The sequence below is a fragment of the Flavobacterium frigidarium DSM 17623 genome (assembly GCF_000425505.1).
In the GTDB taxonomy this organism is placed as follows: domain Bacteria; phylum Bacteroidota; class Bacteroidia; order Flavobacteriales; family Flavobacteriaceae; genus Flavobacterium; species Flavobacterium frigidarium.
Genome location: NZ_AUDO01000013.1, coordinates 76,920 through 102,519, shown reverse-complemented (window position 1 = coordinate 102,519; position 25,600 = coordinate 76,920). Strand labels below are relative to the sequence as shown.

The 25,600-nt window shown below is 35.1% G+C and carries 20 protein-coding genes and 1 riboswitch; of the genes, 5 read left to right on the top strand and 15 right to left on the bottom strand.

Going from position 1 to position 25,600, the window contains the following annotated elements:
• Window positions 1-103: 103 nt before the first annotated feature.
• The 3 genes from H603_RS0109775 to uvrC form a co-directional block, all read right to left on the bottom strand.
• Window positions 104-1,261 (bottom strand): homogentisate 1,2-dioxygenase, encoded by a 1,158-nt coding sequence (locus H603_RS0109775; RefSeq protein WP_026708429.1) that lies wholly within the window; start codon window positions 1,259-1,261, stop codon window positions 104-106.
• A 182-nt stretch (window positions 1,262-1,443) separates the two neighbouring features.
• Complete coding sequence (locus H603_RS0109770; RefSeq protein ID WP_051219265.1) at window positions 1,444-3,645, bottom strand: patatin-like phospholipase family protein; 2,202 nt, start codon at window positions 3,643-3,645, stop codon at window positions 1,444-1,446.
• Window positions 3,646-3,689: 44 nt separating this feature from the next.
• Complete coding sequence (gene uvrC, locus H603_RS0109765; protein WP_026708427.1) at window positions 3,690-5,492, bottom strand: excinuclease ABC subunit UvrC; 1,803 nt, start codon at window positions 5,490-5,492, stop codon at window positions 3,690-3,692.
• A 136-nt stretch (window positions 5,493-5,628) separates the two neighbouring features.
• Between uvrC and H603_RS0109760 the strand changes: the two genes are divergently transcribed.
• From H603_RS0109760 to H603_RS16680, 3 genes are all read left to right on the top strand, one after another.
• Window positions 5,629-6,606: a succinylglutamate desuccinylase/aspartoacylase family protein gene (locus H603_RS0109760; RefSeq protein ID WP_026708426.1), complete on the top strand. Its 978-nt coding sequence runs from the start codon at window positions 5,629-5,631 to the stop codon at window positions 6,604-6,606.
• Window positions 6,593-7,165: a 5-formyltetrahydrofolate cyclo-ligase gene (locus tag H603_RS0109755; protein ID WP_026708425.1), complete on the top strand. Its 573-nt coding sequence runs from the start codon at window positions 6,593-6,595 to the stop codon at window positions 7,163-7,165. Before H603_RS0109760 ends, H603_RS0109755 begins: the two co-directional genes overlap by 14 nt.
• Before the next feature lie 109 nt (window positions 7,166-7,274).
• Window positions 7,275-7,478, top strand: a riboswitch (cobalamin riboswitch).
• A gap of 107 nt (window positions 7,479-7,585) precedes the next feature.
• The gene (locus H603_RS16680; protein WP_051219264.1) at window positions 7,586-8,728 is read left to right on the top strand and encodes a hypothetical protein; all 1,143 of its coding nucleotides are present in this window, start codon (window positions 7,586-7,588) and stop codon (window positions 8,726-8,728) included.
• A 191-nt stretch (window positions 8,729-8,919) separates the two neighbouring features.
• On the opposite strand, the gene H603_RS0109740 is transcribed toward H603_RS16680, so the two are convergent.
• The 11 genes from H603_RS0109740 to gdhA all read right to left on the bottom strand — a co-directional run bounded on the left by H603_RS0109740 (window position 8,920) and on the right by gdhA (window position 22,437).
• Window positions 8,920-9,516, bottom strand: coding sequence for a lipoprotein signal peptidase (locus H603_RS0109740; protein ID WP_026708424.1), 597 nt, complete (start codon window positions 9,514-9,516; stop codon window positions 8,920-8,922).
• Between the two features lie 87 nt (window positions 9,517-9,603).
• Window positions 9,604-9,984, bottom strand: coding sequence for a TraR/DksA family transcriptional regulator (locus tag H603_RS0109735; protein WP_026708423.1), 381 nt, complete (start codon window positions 9,982-9,984; stop codon window positions 9,604-9,606).
• Between the two features lie 10 nt (window positions 9,985-9,994).
• Window positions 9,995-13,459: an isoleucine--tRNA ligase gene (ileS, locus tag H603_RS0109730; protein ID WP_026708422.1), complete on the bottom strand. Its 3,465-nt coding sequence runs from the start codon at window positions 13,457-13,459 to the stop codon at window positions 9,995-9,997.
• 282 nt (window positions 13,460-13,741) lie between these two features.
• The gene (locus H603_RS0109725) at window positions 13,742-14,467 is read right to left on the bottom strand and encodes a LytR/AlgR family response regulator transcription factor (protein WP_026708421.1); all 726 of its coding nucleotides are present in this window, start codon (window positions 14,465-14,467) and stop codon (window positions 13,742-13,744) included.
• Between the two features lie 58 nt (window positions 14,468-14,525).
• Window positions 14,526-15,560 carry a sensor histidine kinase gene (locus H603_RS0109720; RefSeq protein WP_026708420.1) on the bottom strand — a complete coding sequence of 345 codons (1,035 nt, stop codon included), beginning with the start codon at window positions 15,558-15,560 and terminating at the stop codon, window positions 14,526-14,528.
• 11 nt (window positions 15,561-15,571) lie between these two features.
• Entirely contained in the window at window positions 15,572-16,792 is a 1,221-nt protein-coding gene (locus H603_RS0109715) for an ABC transporter permease (protein ID WP_026708419.1), read from the bottom strand.
• 1 nt (window position 16,793) lies between these two features.
• Window positions 16,794-17,540: an ABC transporter ATP-binding protein gene (locus H603_RS0109710; protein ID WP_026708418.1), complete on the bottom strand. Its 747-nt coding sequence runs from the start codon at window positions 17,538-17,540 to the stop codon at window positions 16,794-16,796.
• Window positions 17,541-17,545: 5 nt separating this feature from the next.
• A complete protein-coding gene (locus H603_RS0109705) occupies window positions 17,546-18,760 on the bottom strand; it encodes an efflux RND transporter periplasmic adaptor subunit (protein WP_026708417.1) in 1,215 nt (404 codons plus the stop codon).
• A 4-nt stretch (window positions 18,761-18,764) separates the two neighbouring features.
• Entirely contained in the window at window positions 18,765-20,087 is a 1,323-nt protein-coding gene (locus H603_RS0109700) for a TolC family protein (RefSeq protein ID WP_026708416.1), read from the bottom strand.
• 123 nt (window positions 20,088-20,210) lie between these two features.
• On the bottom strand, window positions 20,211-20,924 hold the full coding sequence (gene recO / locus H603_RS0109695; protein WP_026708415.1) for a DNA repair protein RecO: 714 nt from the start codon (window positions 20,922-20,924) through the stop codon (window positions 20,211-20,213).
• Window positions 20,925-21,093: 169 nt separating this feature from the next.
• Complete coding sequence (gene gdhA, locus H603_RS0109690; RefSeq protein ID WP_026708414.1) at window positions 21,094-22,437, bottom strand: NADP-specific glutamate dehydrogenase; 1,344 nt, start codon at window positions 22,435-22,437, stop codon at window positions 21,094-21,096.
• 272 nt (window positions 22,438-22,709) lie between these two features.
• On the opposite strand from gdhA, the gene H603_RS0109685 reads away from it, so the two are divergent.
• Window positions 22,710-23,507: a THC0290_0291 family protein gene (locus H603_RS0109685; RefSeq protein ID WP_026708413.1), complete on the top strand. Its 798-nt coding sequence runs from the start codon at window positions 22,710-22,712 to the stop codon at window positions 23,505-23,507.
• Between the two features lie 52 nt (window positions 23,508-23,559).
• On the opposite strand, the gene H603_RS0109680 is transcribed toward H603_RS0109685, so the two are convergent.
• Window positions 23,560-24,702, bottom strand: a complete 1,143-nt coding sequence (locus H603_RS0109680; protein ID WP_026708412.1) for a cystathionine gamma-synthase — start codon at window positions 24,700-24,702, stop codon at window positions 23,560-23,562.
• A 104-nt stretch (window positions 24,703-24,806) separates the two neighbouring features.
• Here H603_RS0109680 and H603_RS0109675 point away from each other — a divergent pair, with 104 nt between their 5' ends.
• On the top strand, window positions 24,807-25,550 hold the full coding sequence (locus H603_RS0109675) for a DUF3298 and DUF4163 domain-containing protein (protein ID WP_026708411.1): 744 nt from the start codon (window positions 24,807-24,809) through the stop codon (window positions 25,548-25,550).
• Window positions 25,551-25,600: the final 50 nt, after the last annotated feature.

The window sequence follows — 25,600 nt, the reverse complement described above, 5'->3', positions numbered from 1 at the left end:
TCTTTAAAAACATAAAGATATAGCGAACAGCAGGAATTTGCTCCTACCTATAAAACTACTCAAGATGACAATTATAATGCGATTGTTTTATTGCAAGCAAGTGCTACTCTACCCAAGATTTATAATACTGACCATCGTCAAGTCCCATAGCCTCTTCAGTAACCATCAACGGACGAAATGTATCGACCATGACAGCCAATTCCTCTGTACCGGTATGACCAATACTGCGCTCCATAGCTCCTGGCGCTGGACCATGCGGAATCCCTTTTGGGTGTAAGGTAATATGCCCTTGCTCGATATTATTGCGACTCATAAAATCACCGTCTACATAATAAAGTACTTCATCACTATCAATATTACTGTGATTGTATGGTGCCGGAACAGATTTTGGATGGTAATCGTATAGCCTTGGTACGAATGAACATACCACAAATGTAGCCGTCTCAAACGTTTGGTGTACTGGTGGCGGTTGGTGTACGCGTCCTGTTATAGGTTCGAAATTGTGAATACTAAATCCGTATGGAAAATTGTATCCATCCCAACCAATCACGTCAAAAGGATGTGTTGCATAAACCACTTCGTGAATCATGCCTTCCTTTTTTATTTTGATTAAAAAGTCGCCTTTTTCATCGTGAGTTTCTAGCTCTGTCGGCAAGATAAAATCGCGTTCGCAAAACGGTGCATGTTCTAGATGCTGTCCAGATTCGTTTTTATAACGTTTTGGCGTATAAAATGGCGCAAAAGATTCTACGTAAAATAGGCGATTTTCTTCGGTATCAAACTCTATCTGGTAAATAATTCCGCGTGGAATAATTAGGTAATCACCGTACTCAAACGGTATATTCCCTAGCATGGTGCGTAGTTTTCCTTTTCCTTTGTGGATGAAGATCATCTCATCAGCATCGGCATTTTTATAGAAATAGTCTGTTAGCGATTTTTTAGGTGCAGCAAGACCTATAGTACAGTCTTTATTGACTAACATAGCTTTACGACTGTCTAAGAAATCATCGGCTGGTTTTAACTCAAACCCTTTTAATAATAAGGATTTAATGTTTTTTCCAATAGCAATTTTTGGTTCTACCGAATACGACTTTAGAATTTCTTTTACCTGAGTGGGTCTGTGAACGTGGTACGATAATGAAGCGTGCCCATGGAAACCTTCGGTACCAAATAGTTGTTCGTAGTAAAAACCTCCATCTGGTTTTACAAACTGCGTGTGTCTTTTTTGAGGGAATGTCCCTAGTTTATGGTATAATGGCATGTTCTTTTTGTTTTAAGTGTAACTAAATTAAGCGAGATCGCTTTGAAATTTGCTATTCTAAATCAAAAAAAGATGACTTATTCAGGATTTCTCTTGATAAGGAATTGAAGATATTCTAATAAACCTGCCCATTTCGTTTTCATAATAACAAATATCGGAATTATTATTGAATAATATAAAATTTAAAACATAAAACCTACACTAAACCAAGTATAGCCTTTTGAGTTTTCTGGAGACCAAGAATGCTTGATTTCGATAGGACCAATTACTGTTTCTAAGCCATAACCTAACGCGTATCCTGAATATTTAGGAAGCGATATCCAATCTACAGATTCGAATATTCTGTTTCCTAAATTTGCATAATTAGCCGTAAAATTTACGTGGCTATTTTTGAATAATTGATAGTCAAATGTTACCGCCGTCTTAATATAACTATCGCCCGCAATGCTCAAAAAGTCGTATCCATAGAAATGTTTAAAATTGTTAATAGGCTTATAACCATAACCACCTAAAATAAAATTAAAAAACGGCACACTCTCATTACCAAAAGACAATCCAGCATCTGTTTGTAATTTTACTGTCGCATGGTTAAATACTGTAGCCGCCACACCAAAATCAGCTTTTACAATACTAAAAGGTTCGAAAGTTTTTGTATAATCTGATGAGAATAAATACGATTTGATATCTCCAGAAAAATACCATCCTCTTGTTGGAAAATTTTTACTATCGAATGAGTCGTAATTCATATAAGCGAACGTACTAAAATAGCTACTCTTATCAAATATAGGACTTGCATTCACCACAGTTTCTGATTTAATTTTAAGGAATTTGTATTCTAAACCTCCACCTATCAAGAACTTTTGCACAAATAAAGACTGAAAATAAATTTGACTAGTGTAATCAGAAAAATCGACATTAATAGTATTTGCTCCCACAACCGTAGGATCGATTCCACTCAATTCTCTAGCTACGTTTCTATTAAACTGATTGTAATTTGATTTAAAACCCAAACTTAAATTATATCCGTTTTCTACATAGTAATTAAAATCATATCTGAAATTATCTCCTAAAATAACATCTAAGGAAGCGACATCATTTTTAAAAAAAGTCTTTCTTCTTGTTAAGTTAATTAAGATTCCGCTTTTAAATAAGCCGTCAAAATGCAAACCGAATTTTAGATAAGACTTAGTTTGATTTTCTGTTAAGTCTAATTTTAAATTGTCTTTTCCGCCACCATCTTCAAGGGAATAACTAATTGTACTAAAATTTTGTGTGGCATTAATGTTATTAATTCCTCTTTCTAACTGACTGTAGGCAATTTTTGACTGCGGTTTAAATCGTAATTTTCCTAATACATAATCTCTTGTAAAATTATCAAGATGATTGATATTAATTTCTTTGATATCGATGCTGTCTTTAGGAACTACTAATTTTGGTTTTGTATAAGGTTCTTGATCTTTGGCTAGTAACTGTATTTTATCGTAGACTGCAAAAGTTGCATTTTCACCTTTTTTAATAATTTCGTTTCCTTTGTCAAATGAGATCACACCATAGTCTTTAATATCTGGTTTAATATAAATATCTGTTTGAGCGATATTCTCTTTCATTTTTTCGATCGAATGCAAATTTGTTATCTGCACTAATATGCGTGTAGCATCTTTTAAAGATTTACGCGTAAGCAAATCGTCTTGAACATCGACACCAATGATAATGTCAGCGCCCAACTTTATTACTTCATCAATGGGATAATTATTAGTTACACCACCATCTACAAGTAGTTTTCCATCCACTTCAACTGGTGAAAATAGGGACGGAAAAGCAGCACTAGCTATAATTGCTTGCGCCAAATTCCCTCTATCAAGAATCACTTGTTTTCCAGTTTCAATATCTGTACCTATGCATAAGAACGGAATAGGCAATTGATTAAAGTCGCGCACATGACGTACATGACGCGTTAATTTACTTATCAAATTAAAATTATACATCCCTTTAGAAAGGGCCTCAGGAATACCCACTCTAAATTTAGTAAAAGGCAGCACTAAGGCATAGAGTTCGTCATTTCTTTTTTCGTAAAAATTCTTTGAGGAACGCGGAATATAGTCATTGATAAGTTTATCAAAATTAGTAACTTGAAATACCGAATCAATTTGATTAGCAGTGTATCCTGAGGCGTACAATCCTCCAATTACCGCACCCATGCTCGTGCCTCCTATGTAATCAATTTTAATACCTGCATCTTCTAATACTTTTAAAACACCTATATGTGCAAAACCTTTTGCTCCACCACCGCTCAACACCAAGCCAATTTTTGGACGATTGTGCTCTTGTGCGAACACAGTTGAAAAAGCAAAAAATGAAATAACTAACAATAAGTATTTATTCATAGGAATAGGTGGATTATAAAATCAAGATAGTAATAAGTTCTTAGCTATGACTTAGTTATGTTTTTGTAAAAGTCGACAATTTTTTTTGCTTTCGACACACCAATCACATCTGTTATTTCTTTTTCTGTCGCTAATTTCAATCTTTTTACACTTTTAAAATGCTGAATGAGCGTTAACATTGTTTTTTCTCCAATGCCGGGAATGGACTCTATCGAAGAATTCAGTGCAGCTTTACTACGTTTATCGCGGTGGTGTGTGATTCCAAAACGGTGCGCCTCATTACGCAATTGTTGTATGACTTTTAAAGTCTCTGATTTTTTATCTAAATATAATGGCACCGAATCACCTGGATAAAAAAGCTCTTCTAAGCGTTTTGCAATTCCTATTATAGCTATTTTACCACGCAATTCTAAATCGTCTAAACTTTTTAAAGCAGCAGAAAGTTGCCCTTTACCACCATCAATAATAATTAAATTAGGAAGGGGTTCGTTTTCATCAAGCAATCTTTTATACCTGCGGTAAACAACCTCGGTCATCGACGCAAAATCGTCAGGTCCTTCTACCGTTTTTATATTGAAGTGTCGGTAGTCTTTTTTACTAGGTTTTCCATCTTTAAAAACAACACAAGCTGCTACTGGATTTGTTCCTTGAATATTTGAGTTGTCAAAACATTCTATATGACGCGGCTCTACAGGTAGTCGCAAATCTTTCTGCATTTGCGCCATGATTCTAGTAGTGTGTCGGTCAGGGTCTACAATTTGCAATTGCTTCAATTGTTCGATTCTATAAAATTTAGCATTTCGAATAGAAAGATCTAGAATTTGCTTTTTATCTCCTAATTGAGGAACAGTGACCTTAATGTTTTCACCCAAGTCCACTTGAAATGGAACAATAATTTCCTTAGATAGTAACTGAAAACGCTCTCGGAGTTCGATAATTGCTAATTCTAATAATTCCTCATCTGTTTCCTCCAGTTTTTTCTTGATTTCCATGGTGTGTGACCGAATGATCGAGCCATGCGAAATCTGGAGAAAATTTACGAAACCAGCCGCTTCATCAGATACGATAGAGAACACGTCGATGTTGGTGATTTTAGGGTTTATAATTGTAGAACGTGATTGATAATTTTCTAAAACCTCTATCTTTTCTTTAATTTTTTGCGCTTCTTCAAAGTGCATATCCTGAGCAAGCTCAATCATCACGCGCTTGAAATCCTTCATGCTTTCTTTGAAATTCCCTTTTAGGATTTCGCGAATAGCGTCCACTTGTTTTTGGTAATTTTCAAGGCTTTCATACCCTTCACATGGTCCTTTACAATTGCCTATATGGTATTCAAGACACACTTTAAATTTCCCACTATCAATATTTGAAGGTGTTAAATCATAGTTACACGTGCGTAAAGGATACAATTCTTTTATTAATTCTAAGATCGTATTTACTGTTTTAAAACTAGTATACGGCCCAAAATATTCTGAGCCATCTTTAACCATTCTACGGGTGGCAAAAATACGAGAGAAAGGTTCCTTTTTTATACAAATCCAAGGGTACGTTTTATCATCACGAAGCAATACATTATAGCGTGGCTGCAATGTTTTGATTAAATTGTTTTCTAATAAAAGCGCATCGGTTTCGGTAGGAACAACGATGTGTTTTATAGTAACAATTTTCTTAACCAGAACATTTGTTTTGGCTGTATCGTGTACTTTATTAAAATAAGATGAAACGCGTTTTTTTAAATTTTTTGCCTTTCCTACATAAAGGATTTTACCCTCTTTATCGTAGTATTGGTATACACCAGGTCCATCTGGCAATGTTTGTATTTGAAGTTCGAGTGTGGGTTTCTGCATTGTTATGTATATGTAAAAAAGCGCTAAATTACGCTGCAAACCTAGAAGATGCTTTAAATTCTACTAAAGCCCATTGATTTATTTTCAAATTTACGAAATCCAAATAATTATTTCTATTTTTAACTTTTAATTCAATATGAAAAATTCAAAAGAGATTACCATTCTAGGACAATCCATTTTACCTGGGGAGAGCAAGACCATAAATATGGAAATTGCAAAACTGCACAACACTACTAAATTGAAAATCCCAATCATTGTGCAACGCTCGAAAATTGACGGTCCCACCGTACTTTTCTCGGCTGGAATTCATGGTGATGAGATTAACGGAATCGAAATTGTACGACAGTTAATTATTCGAAAAATAAACAAACCAAAGAGAGGAACCATTATCTGTATTCCCGTTATTAATATGTTTGGTTTTATTAATAAATCTCGAGAATTCCCCGATGGTCGCGATTTAAATAGAGTTTTCCCAGGGAGCAAAAAAGGTTCTCTAGCCAGTCGATTTGCTTACCACATCCTTACCGAAATCATGCCTCATGTTGACTATGCCGTAGATTTTCATGCCGGTGGCGCAAGTAGATTCAATGCTCCACAAATTAGACTAGCTCCTAACAATGACGAATTAAAAACTTTGGCCGACGCCTTCAGCGCACCCTTTACACTATTCTCAAAAAATATAGGAGGCAGTTTTAGAAACGCAAGTCAAAAGCTAAATGTGAAAATGCTGCTTTTTGAAGGTGGAAAGTCACTAGATATAAATTACCCCGTTGCCGATGCAGGAACTGATGGAGCCAAAAGAATTTTAAGGCACCTTGAAATGCTTGACCCTAAACACGAAATTAAAGAGCCTAGCCAGAAAACAATTTACATAGAGAGATCGGTGTGGATTAGAGCAAAATGTTCAGGGCTTTTACACGATAACGGTAAAGTGGGTTCCTTTGTAGATAAGGGCACTGTTCTCGCTACAATTACAGATCCTTTTGGGAAATTTGTTCGAAAAATCAAAGCACCTCATGATGGCTATGTTATCAATGCAAACCAAGCTCCTATCGCTTATCAAGGTGATGCAGTATACCATATTTCAAAAAAAATAGCTGATGCAACAGAGTAAAAAAGAGTTAAGAAAAAAGTATAAAAGTTTGCGTCAGGAACTTTCAGTAGATCTTATTGAAGAAAAAAGTATGGCTATAGCCAATGCCTTATTGAAACTACCTATTTGGGATAAAAATTACTTTCATATTTTCTTGTCTATAACTGAACATAAGGAAATTGATACTGAATTGATTTTGCATTTGCTTTCAGGAAGAGACAAGGATATTATTATCTCCAAATCTGATTTTGAAACCCGAGAAATGACTCATTTTCTATTAACGGATAATACTAAAATCAAAAAAAACGAATACAACATTCCCGAACCAGTAGACGGAATCGAAGTAGCATCTAAAAAAATAGAAGTTGTTTTTGTACCACTTTTAGCTTTTGATTTAAAAGGTCACCGAGTAGGTTATGGCAAAGGGTTTTATGACAAATTTTTATCTGAATGCACTGCTGACGCTATTAAGATAGGTTTATCTTTTTTTGAAGCAGAGGAAATCATTAGTGATGTTTTTGAAAATGACATTCCTTTGAATTATTGCGTCACTCCTGAAAAAATCTACACATTTAATTAATACTGTTACTTAACTCCAAATATTTTCTTATTTGATAATAATGATATTCAGTGCAGATCATTATTATGTAAAAAGCTAGATTGTAAGATTTACTCTCAGAAAAAAAGCTTAGTTTTGCACGCTTTTTGGTTGCTTTTATTTCAAGGAAAAGCATTAAAAGGGAATCAGGTGTAAATCCTGAACAGTTCCCGCTGCTGTAAATTCGTACCTGATGTAATCAGGAAATACTTTTTATAAGAACCACTGTCACAATTGATGGGAAGGTATAAAAAGTGGAATGAGTCAGAAGACCTGCCAAGAATCACAACAACAAAGCTTTCGGGAGTTATCGCTTTGGAGTAGTCTTTCTATTCCTATTTTTCATTCCTTACTGTTTTGTAATTAAGTTAATCACAATTATTAATTTTAAATACAATTCAAATGCAAAACAAATTTACACATTATTTTTTGGTACTTTTCAGCGCCCTACTTTTGCTGAGCTCATGCTCTGACAATGATGACAACGGCACACCTATCGCTTTTACCACTACCGAATATCAGGTTACTTATGAACTAACATTGGGAGATCCAATTATTATTAATCCTGAAATCTCAAACCTAGACGAAACAGTAAAGTTTCAATGGCTTAAAGATGGAGTTGAGATTGCTACAACCCAAGAAATAAATTTTTTATCTGAAAGTGCAGAAGCTTTTACCCTTCAATTTATAGCTATTTCTAATACAAATACTATCGAGAGAAGTTACGAAGTAAAAATTTCTGATCCGTATGCTTTATATTTTAGAGCCAAAATAGAAACAAGTTCACAGTTTATCTCTAAAGTTATGCAGTATTTACCTGCTCCTGGTCAATTCATCAATAGTGGTTTTGGAACACCAGAGGCTGCTGAAAAAATTGTTGGTTCTAAAACCAATACCCTATCTCTGGGAGCCTGGGGAGGTTATGTAATTTTTACATTTGATCACACCATTGAAAATGCAGTTGATAGTAAAGATTTTGTTGTTTATGGTAATGCTTTCAAAGGAGGATCTGAACCTGGTATTGTTCAAGTTTCATTTGACAGTAACGGCAACGGAATCGCAGACGACAAATGGTATGAATTAGCAGGAAGCAACTATACTAATGAGCGTACTATTAAAAATTATCAAGTTACTTATACAAATCCTGGAAGTTATAAAGATGTGTCTTGGACTGACAATAAAGGAAGCAATGATATTGTAGCAATTAATAGTTATCATACGCAAAATTACTACCCGTTATTTGCAACTAGTTTAACCGAACTTGTTTTTAAAGGAACAAGAGTTTTTCCTATTGTTAACGTTGATAGATATGTAAGTATTGATGCATTAGAATGGGGATATGCTGATAACTATGATGCCGAATACAGTAAATATGGCGGTAATGTAATGGACATTAATTGGGCAGTAGATGACAATGGAAATCCTGTTAACCTAAAAGGAATCGACTTTGTAAAAGTATATACAGCCGCGCAATATAATGCTGGAGCGATAGGTGAGATCTCTACTGAGGTAAGAGGAGCCGCTGATTTATCGATGCTTAAATAAGCATTGTTCAAAATAGAAAAAAAGGGTAACGATTATACATCGTTACCCTTTTTCTATTTGAATTTACTTGAACCTTTAATAGTGTCTAATTTATATTTTGCGCTTAGCCCTGATGGAAACGGCATCCTCTTGTGGCGTGGTTCGCCATAAGAGATATAGTGTACAGCAGGAAATAGCTCCTAATTACAATATTACTTATTGAAAGCTTTTTTATTGAAGAAAATTAGAATTCCTACACCCACGCATATTGCCATATCAGCAACGTTAAAAATAGCATTGAAAAATGTAAAATCACGTCCGCCCCAAATAGGCAACCAACTTGGTAAAATACCATGCCAGATAGGGAAGTAAAACATATCTACTACTTTACCATGAAAATAGGTTCCATATGGTTGATTTGTGAAAATAGTGGCTAATTGCTGGTGACTATCATCGAAAATAACGCCATAAAAAACAGAATCTATGATATTACCAAATGCTCCTGCAAGGATTAATGCGATCGCGATGATTAAATGATTTGAACTGTGCTTATTATGAACTGAATCATACAACCAATAGGCGATACCACCTACAGCAACTAGTCTAAAAAGTGTTAGAAACAATTTACCATATGCCCCTGGAATTTCGGTTCCCCAAGCCATCCCTTCATTCTCAATGAATAAAATTTTAAACCAACTCAAAATTTCGACTTCTTCGCCTAAGATGAAATTTGTTTTGACAAATATTTTAGATATTTGATCAACAACTAATATTATAAATATGAGAAGGTAAGCTTTCTTTAATGACATTTTTTTTAATTTAAGTGGCGTAAAAGTAACTATTTTATCAAAAAAAACGCTCCTAAAGGAGCGTTAAATTGTATAGTTGGATGTTGATTATCGTTGTAAGTTTTTAGCTTCTATACTCATTGTAGCATGAGGTACAATTTTTAATCTGTCTTTTCCTATCAGTTTTCCTGTTACTTTACACAAACCGTATGTTTTGTTCTCAACACGGAATAATGCATTTTTTAAATCACGAATAAACTTTTCTTGACGAATCGCTAATTGCGAGTTTGCCTCTTTTGACATTGTTTCACTTCCTTCTTCGAATGCTTTAAATGTAGGTGATGTATCATCTGTACCGTTGTTTAAGTCATTCATGTAAGCACTTTTGATTAAATTTAAATCTGCTTGTGCTTTTTCTATTTTTTTAAGAATTATATCCTTAAACTCTGCTAAGTCGGCATCAGAGTATCGTGTTGCTTCATCTACCATGGTCGTTTTTTTATTTAGTGATTTTAATTTTGGTTGTTATTTCGTCAAATTCAATCTCAGCACCATCTTCTAATTTATCTGAAAATATCAGTTCTTCAGTTAACGTTTCTGACTTTATATATGCAGCATTAATTGCTACTGCTTCTTCAAGTACACTATTATTTTGCAAGTACACTTTTATTTTATCTGTTACTTCAAAACCAGAATCCTTTCTGATGTTCTGAATTCTGTTCACAAGCTCTCTTGCAATTCCTTCTTTTTTCAATTCTGGAGAGATTACAATATCTAATGCCACGGTGATTCCGTTAGAATTTGCAACCAACCAACCCTCTATATCCTGAGATGTTATCTCTACATCTTCCTGTGTTAAAGTTATGCTATTTCCAGCAATAACAACATCTATGGTTCCTTTGGACTCAATCTCACTGATTTGCTCTGCCATGAAATTTTGTATCTCTTTAGAAATCAGACCCATATCTTTACCAAATCGCGGTCCTAATGCTTTAAAATTAGGCTTGATTTGCTTCACTAAAATACCCGAAGCATCGTCTAACAATAAGATTTCCTTAACGTTAACCTCCGCTTTTATCAGGTCAGATATGGCCTCAATTTCAGCTCTTTGATTGTTGTCAAGTACTGGTATCATTACCTTTTGCAACGGTTGGCGTACTTTTATCATCTCTTTCTTACGTAGTGATAAAACCAATGATGAAATGGTTTGCGCCTTTTGCATTTTGCTCTCTAACGATTTATTAACAAAGTTTTCAACGTGTTTTGGAAACTCCGCCAAATGTACACTATCGAATTTTTCAGACTGTGTTGCTTGCGTTAAGTCTCTGTAAAGTTTGTCCATGAAGAACGGTGCAATAGGTGCACTTAACTTACTTACAGTTAATAAACAGCTATATAATGTTTGGTATGCAGCAATTTTATCTTGTGCATATTCGCCTTTCCAAAAACGACGGCGACACAAACGTACGTACCAGTTACTCAAGTTTTCTTGAACGAAATCAGAGATAGCACGTGCGGCTTTTGTAGGTTCGTAATCCGCATAAAAACCATCTACATCCTTCACTAAAGTATTCAACTCAGAGATGATCCATTGATCGATTTCTGGTCTTTCATTTACTGGAATCTCCGCTTCTTCATATTTGAACCCATCAATATTAGCATACAAACTAAAGAAAGAATAGGTATTATATAGTGTTCCAAAGAATTTACGACGTACCTCAGCAATTCCTTCTAGGTCAAACTTTAAATTGTCCCAAGGATTTGCATTAGAGATCATGTACCAGCGTGTTGCATCTGGACCATACTCTGACAATGTTTTAAATGGATCTGCGGCGTTACCTAAACGTTTAGACATTTTTTGTCCGTTTTTGTCTAGTACTAAACCATTCGAAACTACATTTTTATAGGCTACTTTATCAAAAACCAAAGTACCAATAGCGTGTAAAGTATAAAACCATCCACGTGTTTGATCCACTCCCTCAGCAATAAAGTTAGCTGGGAAATCTTTGTTTTGATCAATTTTTTCTTTGTTTTCGAAAGGGTAATGCCATTGTGCATATGGCATCGAACCAGAATCAAACCAAACGTCAATCAAATCAGCTTCACGCGTCATTGGTTTTCCTGACGGAGAAAGTAAGGTGATTTCGTCTACTACATTTTTGTGTAAATCGATTAAATCATAATTGCTTTCATCCATATTTCCAATTTCGAAACCTTTAAAAGGGTTTTCTTTTTGGAAACCAGCTGCAATAGATTTTTCTATTTCGTTGTATAATTCTTCAACTGAACCAATCAATATCTCTTCTTGTTTGTCTTCAGTTCTCCAGATAGGCAATGGAATTCCCCAATATCTTGAACGTGATAAGTTCCAGTCATTGGCGTTTTTCAACCAGTTTCCAAAACGTCCTTCTCCGGTTGCTTTTGGCTTCCAGTTGATGGTTTCGTTCAATTCGAACATTCTATCTCTAACTTCTGTGATTTTTATAAACCATGAATCTAGCGGATAATACAAAATAGGCTTGTCTGTTCTCCAGCAATGTGGATAACTGTGGACATATTTCTCTACTTTGAATGCTTTATTTTCTTCTTTTAATTGAATTGCAATCTCCACATCTACAGAGCGTTCTGGAGCTTGACCCTCGTCATAGTATTCATTTTTAACATATTTACCAGAATACTCCCCTAAACCTTGGATGAATTTCCCTTGTAAATCTACTAACGGTACCGGAGTACCATCGGCATCAAGAACTAACATTGGTGGAATTTCTGGAGTAGCTTCTTTAGCTACTTTTGCATCATCTGCACCAAATGTTGGAGATGTATGTACAATTCCTGTTCCGTCTTCGATAGTAACAAAATCACCAGAAATTACTCTAAAAGCATTTTCAGGATTTTGATACGGCAATACTAACGGCATTAATTGTTCGTATTTGATTCCGACTAAGTCAGCCCCTTTTGCTTCAGCGATAATTTGGTATGGTATCTTTTTATCTCCAGCTTTGAAATTCTCAAAATCAGCTGCATCTTCGCTAGCAAAAAATCCTTTCCCAAATTGTTTACCAACTAAGTTTTTAGCCAGAACCACATTTGTAGGTAGGAAAGTATATTGATTGAATGTTTTTACAATTACATAATCAATTTTTGGACCAACAGTTAAGGCCGTGTTTGAAGGCAATGTCCAAGGTGTTGTTGTCCAAGCAAGGAAATAAAATTCCCCACCCCTGCCCTCCCCGAAGGGAAGGGAGTCTAGTCCGAATGCTTTGGCAAAAGTATTTTCCACAACGTCTCCCTCTCCTTTGGAGAGGGTTGGGGTGAGGACTTTAAATTGCGCCACCACAGTAGTATCCGTAACATCACGGTAACTGCCGGGTTGGTTCACTTCGTGCGAAGATAATCCTGTTCCTGCTTTTGGAGAATACGGCTGAATAGTATAGCCTTTGTACATTAAGTCTTTGTTATAGATTTGTTTTAAAATCCACCAAACTGACTCCATATATTTAGGTTTGTAAGTCACATACGGATCTTCCATATCAACCCAATATCCCATTTTTTCAGTCAAATCATTCCATACATCGGTATAACGCATTACTGTTTTTTTACAGGCTTCGTTATATTCTTCGATAGAAATCTTTGTACCAATATCTTCTTTCGTGATTCCGAGTTCTTTCTCAGTACCTAATTCTACAGGCAAACCATGAGTATCCCAACCTGCTTTACGCTTCACTTGGTGCCCTTTTTGAGTTTTGTATCTGCAAAAAATATCTTTAATAGCACGTGCCATTACATGGTGAATACCTGGCAAACCATTTGCAGAAGGTGGCCCTTCAAAAAATACGAATGGCTCATTACCCTCACGGGTAGTTACACTTTTTTCAAATATGTTTTCTTTCTTCCAGAAATCAAGTACTTCTGACGCCACTGTAGGTAAGTCAAGTCCTTTGTATTCAGTAAATTTTGTGCTCATTTTATCCTTTTCTTTAATCGAAGTGCGAAAGTAATAAAATTATGTCGAATGTCGAAAGTCGAAGGTCGAAAGTTGCTTACAGAATTGATATTGTTTTGAAGAATCTAATAGAACGTATTGCTCCTATGCAACAATGAATTGCCGTAGCTTTTGTGATAAATATACGGTTACTATGGAGTGCTTTAATAAAAACCCTTTTTGTTTTTATTAAAAATTTTTCTTTTATGCTTAAATAAACAATGAACGAGTTACACTTATTTATTGATTTACAATTCTAAAACATCAATCCAAAGAGTTCTTAGAAACAAATTTTAAAAACCGACTTTTATATTGGTCGGAAACTGTAATGCGCTGATTATTGATCAGAATTTGACTGCGTTCGATGGTATCGATATTATTTAATGCAACGATAAAAGAACGATGCACACGCATAAATTGATTACTTGAAAGTTCTTCCTCCAGGGTTTTCAAACTCATTAAAGTGAGAATGGGTTTTGTTTCGGCTTTGAGCCAAATTTTGACGTAATCTTTTAAACTTTCAAAATACAAAACGTCTTTTAAGTTTATTTTGATTTGTTTGTATTCTGATTTTACAAAAAGAAAATCAGTTGTTTCGGGTGCTTTTCTCTCTTGGTTTTTAACCAATTCAAACCATTCTTTGGCTTTAGTCGCTGCCATTAAAAACTCTGAATAATCGAATGGTTTTAACAAATAATCTAAGGCTTCGGCTTTAAAACCTTCAATAGCATATTGATCAAAAGCAGTGGTGAAAATTATTCTTGTGGATTTAGGAAGTACTTTGGCTAGTTGCAAACCGGTTAAATCAGGCATTTGAATGTCTAGAAAAATCAAATCCACTTTCTCTTCATCTAAATAAGATAAGGCTTGGATACCGCTATGACACTTTTTAACCAATTGTAGAAATGGCGTTTTCAAGACATAGCTTTCCACGAGGTTTAACGCCATTGGTTCGTCATCCACAATCAAACATGATATTTTCTCCCCCATTTTTACTTAATTATACTATGCTATTGCTCCAAATTTAAAGCTTTCCAAACAAACCAACTTATACTTCGATCTTTAAACAAACTGAAAAAACACCTTCCTCAACCTTTTCAATAAAAGAAAACTGATCTGGATACAACAAAGAAAGTCGTTTTTCAACATTATCAAGTCCGATACCCGAGCCACTTTTATCAACATCCGTCTTAGGGAAATTTTGATTTTCTGAATAGAACTTCAATTGCTTGTCTTCAATTTTCATTTCGAAAACTATAGCAGAAGCTTTATCTGCCGAAACTCCATGTTTGAAGGCGTTTTCGATTAAAGAAATAAACAACAAAGGCGCAATTTGTATGTCGGTTTTTAAATCTGGAAAAGAGTATTGCACTGTTGTATTCTCATACAATCGTAACTTCATCAATTCGATATAATTGGTCATAAAGTTTATTTCGTTCTTTAAACTCACCTTTTCATTATTGGTTTCATACAATAAATAACGCATCAATTTTCCTAAACTATGAATGGTTTGCTTGGCCATATCAGGCGAAATATCTACCAACGAGTAAATATTGTTAAGTGAATTAAAGAAAAAATGTGGTTGCAATTGGTACTTTAAATGCTGTAATTCAGACTGTAATTTTATGTTGGCTGCTTCCACGCGTTCCGCTTCTGTTTTGCCCCATCTTTGAATTGTTTTTAAAGCCAAAGAAAAAACAACAGGCACTCCAAAAGCTATCATATCAATATAAATGAAAAACTTTCTTGGAGGTTTCTTCAAATCGAGTTTTTCATTTGCTAAAAATTCTGCGAAGAAAACTTCTCTAATTTTACCATTTAACCATACAAAAAGAACAATCAAAATGACATTAACTACAATGTATAGCACCATTTTTTTTTCAAACAGAAAACGATCAACAAGTACAAAATAATTAAGATAAAAAAGCACAGCATACAAACTCAGAGGAATCCAAGAATGCACAATTACATTCCTGATTTCCTGACTTTGCCCTGAAGACAACAGATACGGAAGACTAAACAATAGTAGCCAAACCATTAAATGAAAAAATACGATGCCTGATTTACTCTTTATAAAATTCATGTATTCTGTTTTTATTCGTAACGAAGCGCTGTAATAGGATCTAATGTTGAAGCTTTCTTAGCAGGATACCATCCAAAAAATATACCCGTTATGGCACAGACTACAAACGAAATTACAATGGAAGAACTCGTCACCGAAGTTGGCCAATGTAGCACATTTTCGATAAATAATGTCGCTCCCAGACCCAAAGATACACCAATTAAGCCACCCGTAATACTGATTAACATGGCCTCAATAAGAAATTGCAACAAAATATCAGATCCTTGACCACCTACTGCCATACGCAAACCAATTTCTCGTGTACGCTCTTTTACCGAAACGTACATGATATTCATAATCCCAATTCCGCCCACTAACAAGGAGATACTCGCAATAGCAACTAATAAAACCGTTAGCATTTCGCTGGTAGAACTGAATGTTTTAATCATTTCTTCCATCGAAATAACATGAAAATCATCTTCTTCGTTAGTCGTTAGCTTATGATTTTTTCTAAGTAAAGCCGTGATTTCAATTACAGCATTTGGAGCTTCTTCCTCACTTATCGATGAAACTACAATTGATTCTAAATGCGTGATCGCCAAAATTCTTTTTTGTACTGTGGTATAAGGCGCAAGGATAACATCATCTTGGTCTTGACCAAAAGTACTTTCTCCTTTGCTCTCTAGAACACCAATAATTTTAAGCGGAATACTATTGAAACGAATCATCTTCCCGATAGGACTTTCTCCATCTTTAAATAAATTTTCAGCAACTGTTTGCCCAATAACCGCGACTTTCGCAGCCGAGCTCACTTCCTTGTCCGTAAAATTACTGCCTTCGGCTAGATCCCATATTTTGATTTTTAAATATTCTGGCGCCACCCCATAAACTGAAGTCGGCCAGTTATTCGCTCCATAAATAGATTGTCCGCCACTATTGACCATTGGTGAAACGGAGGTTAATAGCTTGGTTTCTTTCTCAATCGCCTTATAATCATTTAAGGTCAAGGTTTCCATGGCGCTTCTTTCTAATCGCACACCACCACGCACATCCGTACCTGGTCTAATGGTAATCATATTAGAGCCCATACTCGAAATTTGAGTTTTGATACTCTCTTTCGATCCTTCCCCAATGGCAAGCATAGCAATTACAGAAGCTACCCCAATGATAATTCCCAGCATCGTAAGAAAGGTGCGCATTTTATTGAGCACAATTGCTTTCCAGGATATTTTTAATAAATTTCGCGTTCTCATATTAGTCTTCTTCTATAGGCAAAGCCAAAAGTGCTTCGGCTGCCGATTGAACATTGTTATTGATGTAATCTTGGATAATATGCCCGTCTTTTAAAACGATAGTTCTCCCTGTGAAGGTGGCAATATCAGGCTCGTGTGTAACAAATAGAATGGTTTTTCCTTGCTTGTTCAACTCTTGAAACAAAGCCATAATTTCGTATGATGTTCTCGTATCCAGATTTCCCGTGGCTTCATCAGCAAGAATCACTACGGGTTCGTTGACTAGAGATCTTGCAATCGCAACTCTTTGTTGCTGTCCACCTGAGAGTTGTGAGGGCGTATGGTCTAACCGGTCCGAAAGGTTCACTTGTTCCAACGCTTTGAAAGCCTTGTCATGAATTTCCTCTGCCGTTAATGTTTTCGTACTATAAAGCAACGGCAACTCCACATTTTCAATAGCTGTAGTTCTGGCTAACAAATTATAAGATTGAAAAATAAAACCAATTTTCTCATTTCTAATTCGAGCCAACTCATTTTTAGTCAATTCCTTTATCGAAACACCATCAATCTGGTAAACACCAGAATTGGGTTGGTCTAAACATCCCAAAACATTCAGGAGTGTACTTTTTCCAGAACCACTGGTTCCCATAATCGTTACAAACTCCCCTTCTTGAATGCTAAACGAGATTCCTTTTAAAGCATGAACCGTCTCTTCACCCATGGTAAAAGAGCGTTTCAAATCTTCTATTTTTATAATTGTTTTTGACATATTTTTTATTTTTTCCCTCCTGGTGGTTTAGGCATGAACGGACTAGCATTATCTCCTGCTTCCGATTTTGCTTCGGTTTTTGTCAACGCTTTTAGATTATATATAACTTCTTCACCCGCTGATAATCCGCTAAGAATTTCGACATTTATACCGTCACTAGTACCTGTTTTTACTGTTTTGGATGCGATTCCTTGGCTTGTCATTACCCAAATGGTAGCTGTTCCTGATGTAGTTCCTGACTTAGCAGCCTCAGCAATTGATGAAAATCCATTCGCTTTTTGATAGTTATTCAAAACCATCATGTCTGGCTCGAAATTGACTCCTTTTGCTTCAAGCGTCAACACATTTTTTAATTCTAATGTATAAATGGTAATCGTTGCCGTTAATCCTGGTTTTAATTTTAAATCTGGATTCTCTGCTTTAATCACCACCGTATAAGTCACAACATTTGCTGTTGTCGTTGGGTTTAATCTCACTTGAGTAATTACTCCTGCAAACTCTTCGCCTTGATACGCATCTACCGTAAAAGAAACTCGTTGTCCTTGTTTTACTTGACCTATATCGGCTTCATCCACATTTGCCTCTACTTGCATTTCGCTTAAATCTTCAGCAATTGTAAATAATGTTGGCGTACTCAAAGAGGATGCTACTGTTTGCCCTTCTTCTACCGCTCTTGATAAAACCACGCCGTCGATTGGCGAGTAAATATTGGCATAACTCAAGTTTGTTTTGGCTTTGGCCAAATCTGATGCTCTTTGTGAAACAATACTTTTTGCATTATTTAATTGATATAAAGCTTGATCAAAATCAGATTTACTGATAACACTACTGTCGTACAATGTTTTTTGACGACTGTAAACGGTTTGCATATAGCGTTGCTCATTTGTTGCGCCATTGTAAGCGGCTTGTGCCAAAACAACTGCCGAATTTAATGTAGTTTTGTCTAGCTCCGCTAATAATTGTCCCTGCTTCACCACGCTATTGTAATCCACATAAATCTTCTGAACTACTCCCGAGACTTGCGTACCCACACTAACCTCTGTAATAGGTTGCAAAGTTCCAGTTGCCGTAACAGTAGTAACTACATCTCCTTTCTTAGCCTTGATCGTTTCTGCTTTTATTGTTGCAATTTCTGATCCCGAAAAAAAGGTAAACCCGAAATACGCAATTGCCAAAACTGCGATTGCAATGGATGCTTTTATAATGATATTCTTCTTCATGATTTTATAGTTTAATTTCGTTCCCTTGATAAAATTGTAATAATTGAAAGTATAGTATGTTCAAGTACTTAGCCTGAATGTAATTTTGCTGCGCATTGGTAAACATGTTCTGACTCACAATTAAATCTGTTGTGCTCAAATCGTTTAACTCATATCTTTTTTGAGCCAACTTATACGATTCACTCGCAGCATCAGTTGCCATTTTTGAAGCTTCTAATTGTTCTACAGAAGCAGTTGCATTTTGCCAAGACGTTTCGATTTTTGAGTAGAGTTCTTTTCGAACCGTTTGTGATTCGATGTCAGCTCTTTCGATGTTAATCTTTGCCAATTGTACTTGTCCTTTGGTTTGATTTCGATTAAAAATAGGAATCGACAAAGACAAGCCTACTCTTTGATTGAAATTCAAATTCATTTGATCTAGGAAATCGGCGTCTTGAATACTTGTATAGCCAGAACCCAAACTTCCTGACAATGAAAGCGTAGGTAAATAAGCTCCTTTAGCAATATCTAGTCCTTTCTCTGAAACCGCTTTACTTAAAGTAGCTGCTTTAATTTCTGGTAAATTGTTAATAGCTTGATTATAGACCTCCAATTTATTAGGAATTACACTCAGCAGGCTATTCTGAGTTTCAAGATCAGCGATATCGAAACTATCCTCAGGCGTTAATTCTAATAATTGCTTCAAAACAATCAACTGTTGCGCGTAGTTGTTTTTTGCACTTACTAAGGTGTATTTATTGGTTGCTGCTTGTGAGACCGCATCTGTGTAATCCTTCATAGCAATACTACCGGCATCCAATCGCGCTTTAGAACGTGCCACTTCTTTTTCGGATGAAGTCAAATTATTTTCAGCAATGCGTATTCCTTCTTTGCTATACAATGCTTGTAAATACGATTGTGTAATGCCTAACGCTACGTTATTTTTGGCCTCCTCAACATACAAAGAGTTTTGTTGTACCAATAATTGATTTTGCTTGATTTGATTGTTCAACTGATTTCCTTGAAACAAAGTAACAGATGATGTTAAAACAGGACTGGTAGAATTAATTTGTTGGGATACATAGCTACTCGTAATAGGATCAATCGTATTACCACTAGAGAAATTTTGCGAAATATTACCCATTAAATTGGGTAAACGCATGGACTTTGATTTCTCATAATTCACTTGTGCAGATTCTAGTGTTAAAGCGACTGATTTAACGGTAATGCTTTTCTCTTTAGCATAAGCGATACATTCTTCTAATGTCCATAATTTCTCTGCTTTCACTTCTTGTGAATAAGAAAAAAGGGAGCAAAATAGAAACCCGATGACTATATATATTTTCATTTGATAGAATTTTTATCAAATTTCAATAGAATAGATTTTCTCACAAACCGGAATAGATAGAGAAGGTTTTTTTAGGGTTAGAAAAGGATATTTTATAGATGGAAAAATGGACTTAAACTAGTATTACGAGAAAATTTCTTTCAAAACATCCAAAGATTTGGGATGCTTAAATCCATCTAAATGCAATCGATAATACTCAATCAAGATTTTAATTAAAATTTGTCTTTCTATAACATGAAAAACTTTTTCATTATTGCCTAATTTCAATTCAAGCAATTTTTTAAACAAAGACGTTTCATGCTCAGTTAACGAACTTACTGCATGCAACGGGGAGAAGATTCCCTCAATCATTTCAAAATAGGGCATATCAACATCGGAAACATCAGGATAAAACCCGAGATACTTTGTCACCTCTACCATTAATATCAAGTGAAAATTTGCGATTTGGTCGTGGTTGTCTAACCATTGAAAAGCGGCTTCTAAATAATTAAATAAGGGTTCGTTTGCCTCTTCCTCTCGAATAGAGTAATACAAGATTTCTGAAATAAACATGGCAATAGTACTCTTATAAATATCTGTATGCAAACTTTGAAAAGGAGTGCTGATTTTGATTTCTTTAAAATTCTCTAGGGTTCCTTTATTTTTGTGAACAGCTTCTATTTCTAAAATAGATAACGGCTGAAAATACGCTATCTTTTGGTTTGACTTTCGACCAGAAAAAGCATCTCTTACGAAATAAGATTTAAGACCATTTGATAATGTAAAGCATTTTACAATCAAGCTTTTTTCTTGAAATTTGAGCGAGGAAAGAACGATAGCTTTAGTTTTTACAAGCATTTTGCAATTTTTAATAAGTCCGTGAATGGTCTTATATAATGGATTTTATTATTTTCGAATGGTAAACAAAGATACACAATCGCTAGCATCGTTTACTTTATCTAATAAAAAAATGCCTTTCGACCATAAGGTCAAAAGGCATTTATATTGTACTCTATTAAAGTTTCAATTATACCACTCCTTGTGCTAACATAGCATCTGCTACTTTAACGAATCCAGCGATATTTGCTCCTTTTACGTAATCTACGTATCCAGTTGAATCTTTACCGTATTGCACACATGAAGCGTGAATAGCTAGCATAATTCCTTTTAATTTTTCGTCAACTTCTTCAGAAGACCAACTTAATCTTAGTGAGTTTTGAGACATTTCAAGACCAGAAGTTGCTACTCCACCAGCATTAGATGCTTTTCCTGGAGCAAACAATAATTTAGCGTTTTGAAAAACAAGAACAGCATCTGGAGTTGTAGGCATGTTAGCACCTTCAGCAACACAAATACATCCGTTAGCAACTAGTGCTTTAGCCTCGTCTTCGTTTAATTCATTTTGAGTTGCACATGGTAATGCAATATCACATTTAACTTCCCAAGGACGTTTTCCTTCAACATATTTTGCATTTGGATATTTTGCAACATACTCGCTAATTCTTCCTCTTAGTTCGTTTTTAAGTTCCATCACAAAAGCTAATTTATCAGCATCGATTCCATCTGCATCATAGATGTATCCAGCAGAATCAGATAAAGTAACTACTTTACCACCTAATTGAGTTGCTTTTTCAGTAGCATATTGCGCTACGTTTCCAGATCCAGAAACAACAACAGTTTTACCTGCAAAACTATTTCCTTTAGTTTCAAGCATACTTTGAGCAAAATAAACTGCTCCGTATCCTGTAGCTTCAGGTCTGATTAATGAACCCCCAAAAGAAATTCCTTTTCCAGTTAAAACACCAGTAAATTCATTTCTTAATCTTTTATATTGACCAAACATGTATCCAACTTCTCTTCCTCCAACTCCAATATCCCCTGCAGGAACGTCAGTGTTAGCACCAATGTGTTTAGACAATTCAGTCATGAAACTTTGACAAAAACGCATTACTTCATTGTCTGATTTTCCTTTAGGATCAAAGTCAGCTCCACCTTTTCCACCACCCATTGGTAATGTAGTTAAACTGTTTTTGAACGTTTGCTCAAAAGCTAGGAATTTCAAAATACTTAAGTTTACAGAAGGGTGAAAACGAAGTCCACCTTTGTATGGTCCAATAGCCGAATTCATTTGAATACGGTATCCTCTATTGACTTGAGTTTGACCTTTATCATCAATCCAAGCCACTCTAAACATGATAATACGGTCTGATTCAACCATACGCTCTAAAAGCATTTTGTTTTGATATTTTTTATTTTCCTCAATAAAAGGAATTACTGTTTCAGCAACTTCAAGAACTGCCTGTAAAAATTCTGGCTCGTTTGGGTTCTTTTTAGTAACCGCTTCAATAAAAGTAGATATACTTTGTGACATGATTCTTAGATTATTAACGTTTAAGAAAACGTTTTCGTTATTGAATACAAAGGTACAATATATCAAATTATTTTTATTTCATTTTTTTACTATTTCTGAACGAATTAAATTTTATATACGCAATCCTTAAAAACACGTACTTGTTGAGTGTTTAAACCTAAAAAACGTTGAATATTTACTAGTGATTTTGAGAAAAACATAGCTATTTTTTAATTATTATCTAAATAACTAGGTCAATTTTATATCTTTGATTGAATCTGAAAAATTTAAATATGTTCAAAAATTTTGTACTTATTATTATTTTAAGTTATTGCTTTTCAATTAATTCCTATTCTCAAAGCAGACTCGCACATGAACTTGCTGTTGTTTTTGGTCCCGCAGCATTGCAATCTGACTACAGTCAAAAAACCACACTATCATCTAATTTAGACCGATTGGGTTTTGGAATTGGGATCGCTCATTTTTTAAATTTTTCTTCGAATAGAAATCCTTTACGAGAAACCTCCTATTTTAAAGAGCACTTTAAACTTCAAACAAGTTTGTCCTATACACAGTTTAAGTTGAAACACAATAGCAATTACATCGATCAAAATCCCGAAGCTACAAATGCCACAAAACTAAAAGCAATGTATGGGAGCACCAGAATTACAAATATAGGCACGCAACTCGTGTACCAATTAAAGAATATTCATGATTTTGAAAACACCGTAAATAGTTTCGCTCCGTATGTTGGCCTAGGTTTTTTTGCTAGCAAATATAATGTAGCCACTAACTCCACTTTAAACATCCGTGATCTTAATAATGCCGTTTATTATAAATATTTGAGCCCGTCAGATGGAAGGGAAAGAGGATTTACAACAGAAAAGAAATTTACTGTATCTGCTGCCGCAAGCATTGGTACGAGATATAAATTAAGTGCGCTACAAGATCTTATGCTTGATGTGCGCTTTCAATATTTTAACTCAGATTGGATTGATGGTCTAAATCCTAATAAAAATTTACATCCCGAAAACAATAATAATGATTGGTTAATGTGGTTCAACGTAGGGTACATTTACTACCTACAATAAAAAAGTCCCAGACAAAACTGAGACTTTCCATTTCCTATTTTAATAGCAAAACCTATTTCAAGGCCTGCTCTAAATCTTGCAATAAATCCTCTATATCTTCAATACCTACACTTAATCGCACTAAGTGATTTGTAATCCCTACTTCTAATCGTTTCTCTTCGGGAATTGAAGCATGTGTCATTAATGCCGGATGATTTGCAAGAGATTCTACTCCACCTAAAGATTCAGCAAGTGTGAAGATCTTTAATTTTTCTAAGAATGAAATAGCATCTTCTTTTTTCTCTGATGTAAAGTCAAAGGAGACCATCCCGCCATAAGCGCTCATTTGTTTCTTAGCAATTTCATGGTAAGGATGACTTTCAAGTCCTGAGTAATACACAGTTTTAACCTTAGAATGCTTGTTTAAATATTGCGCTACTTTTTCTCCGTTTTCACAGTGTCTTTGCATTCTTAAATGTAAAGTTTTTATTCCGCGTAATACCAAAAAACTATCCATTGGTCCTAGCGTTGCTCCTGTAGCAAATTGTTGAAAATGCAGCTGCTTACCCAGCTCAGCTGTTTTAGCAATCAATGCACCAGCAATAACATCAGAGTGTCCTGCTAAATATTTTGTAGCCGAGTGCATGACCACATCGGCACCCAAGTCAAGCGGTCTTTGCAAATATGGTGTTGCAAATGTGTTATCGACTGCAAACATAATATTATGCTCTTTTGTAATTTTTGCGATTGCAACAATGTCAGCTAATTTCATCAAAGGATTTGTTGGCGTTTCTACCCAAATCATTTTTGTGTTTTTATTAATAACCGCTCTCACATTGTCTAAATCGTTCATGTCGACATAATGGAATTTAATTCCAGAATCTTTATAAGTTTTGGTGAACATACGGTAGGTACCTCCATACAAATCGTCCATTGTAATGATTTCATCTCCTGCTTTAAAAGAGCGCAGCAAACAATCTGTCGCGGCAAGTCCTGACGAAAAGGCAAGTCCCTTTGCACCATTCTCTATACTTGCTAGTGCTTCTTCCAGTGCAGAGCGTGTAGGATTAGACGATCTACTATATTCATAATCTCCAATAGGTTGACCAGGACTTGTTTGTGCAAATGTTGATGTTTGAAATACGGGTGGCATTACTGCACCTGTTGACGGATCATGTTGTTGCCCTCCATGTATGGTTTTTGTATTGAATTTCATATCTTTAAATTTTACTGTTGTATTGATTACCCAAATTTACCTTTTAATTTACTTTTAAGCTACCCTGGGTAGACACCTTTGTATATAATTAACACTTTTAAAAAATGAAATACTGCTTTTACTTTATAGGATTGCTTTTACTATTTGTAAGTTGCCAAAAGAAATTATCTTTTGAGGAAACCACTTATAATAAAAAATCCACTTACTTATGCGATGATAAATGTCCCGAAATAAATGTGATCATTCCTATTGCTACAGGTGACGCAGAAGTAAGCGATAGCATTAACAAAAAAGTATTTAATGTTTTAAAGGAGATTGTTTATTTTGGCGAGAAGCCTTATACAGCCACTACTTATGACTCTTTATTAGTCGCTTTTATAAATTCTTACGAAAAATTAAAAGCAGAATTTCCTGAAGATAAGTTTGGATGGGAAGCAAATATCGAAGGAAGTATAAAATATCAAACCGATAGCATCTTGAATATCGAAATCAATCATTACAGCTACACAGGTGGCGCTCACGGCTATCAAGGAAAGCGATCTTTATTATTTAATCCAAAAACGGGAAAGAATATTGAGAATCAAGAATTGTTTAAAAATTACAAAGAGTTTGAGGCTTTCGCCGAAAAGAAATTCCGCTTTCAATTTAAGATACCCGCTAATCATGGTATTAATGCCACAAAGTTCATGTTTGAAGATGATAAATTTCAGCTACCTTTAAACATGTTTTTCACAGATAAAGGGTTGTTATTGTATTACAATAGATATGAAATCGCCTCTTATGCTGATGGTCCTCAAGAGCTATTATTAACTTATGACGAATTAAAGGGGTATTTATTGTTTAAATAATAGTCTCTAGCAAACTTTAGCCCCGGTAGTAGCGGCATCCTTTTGTAGCC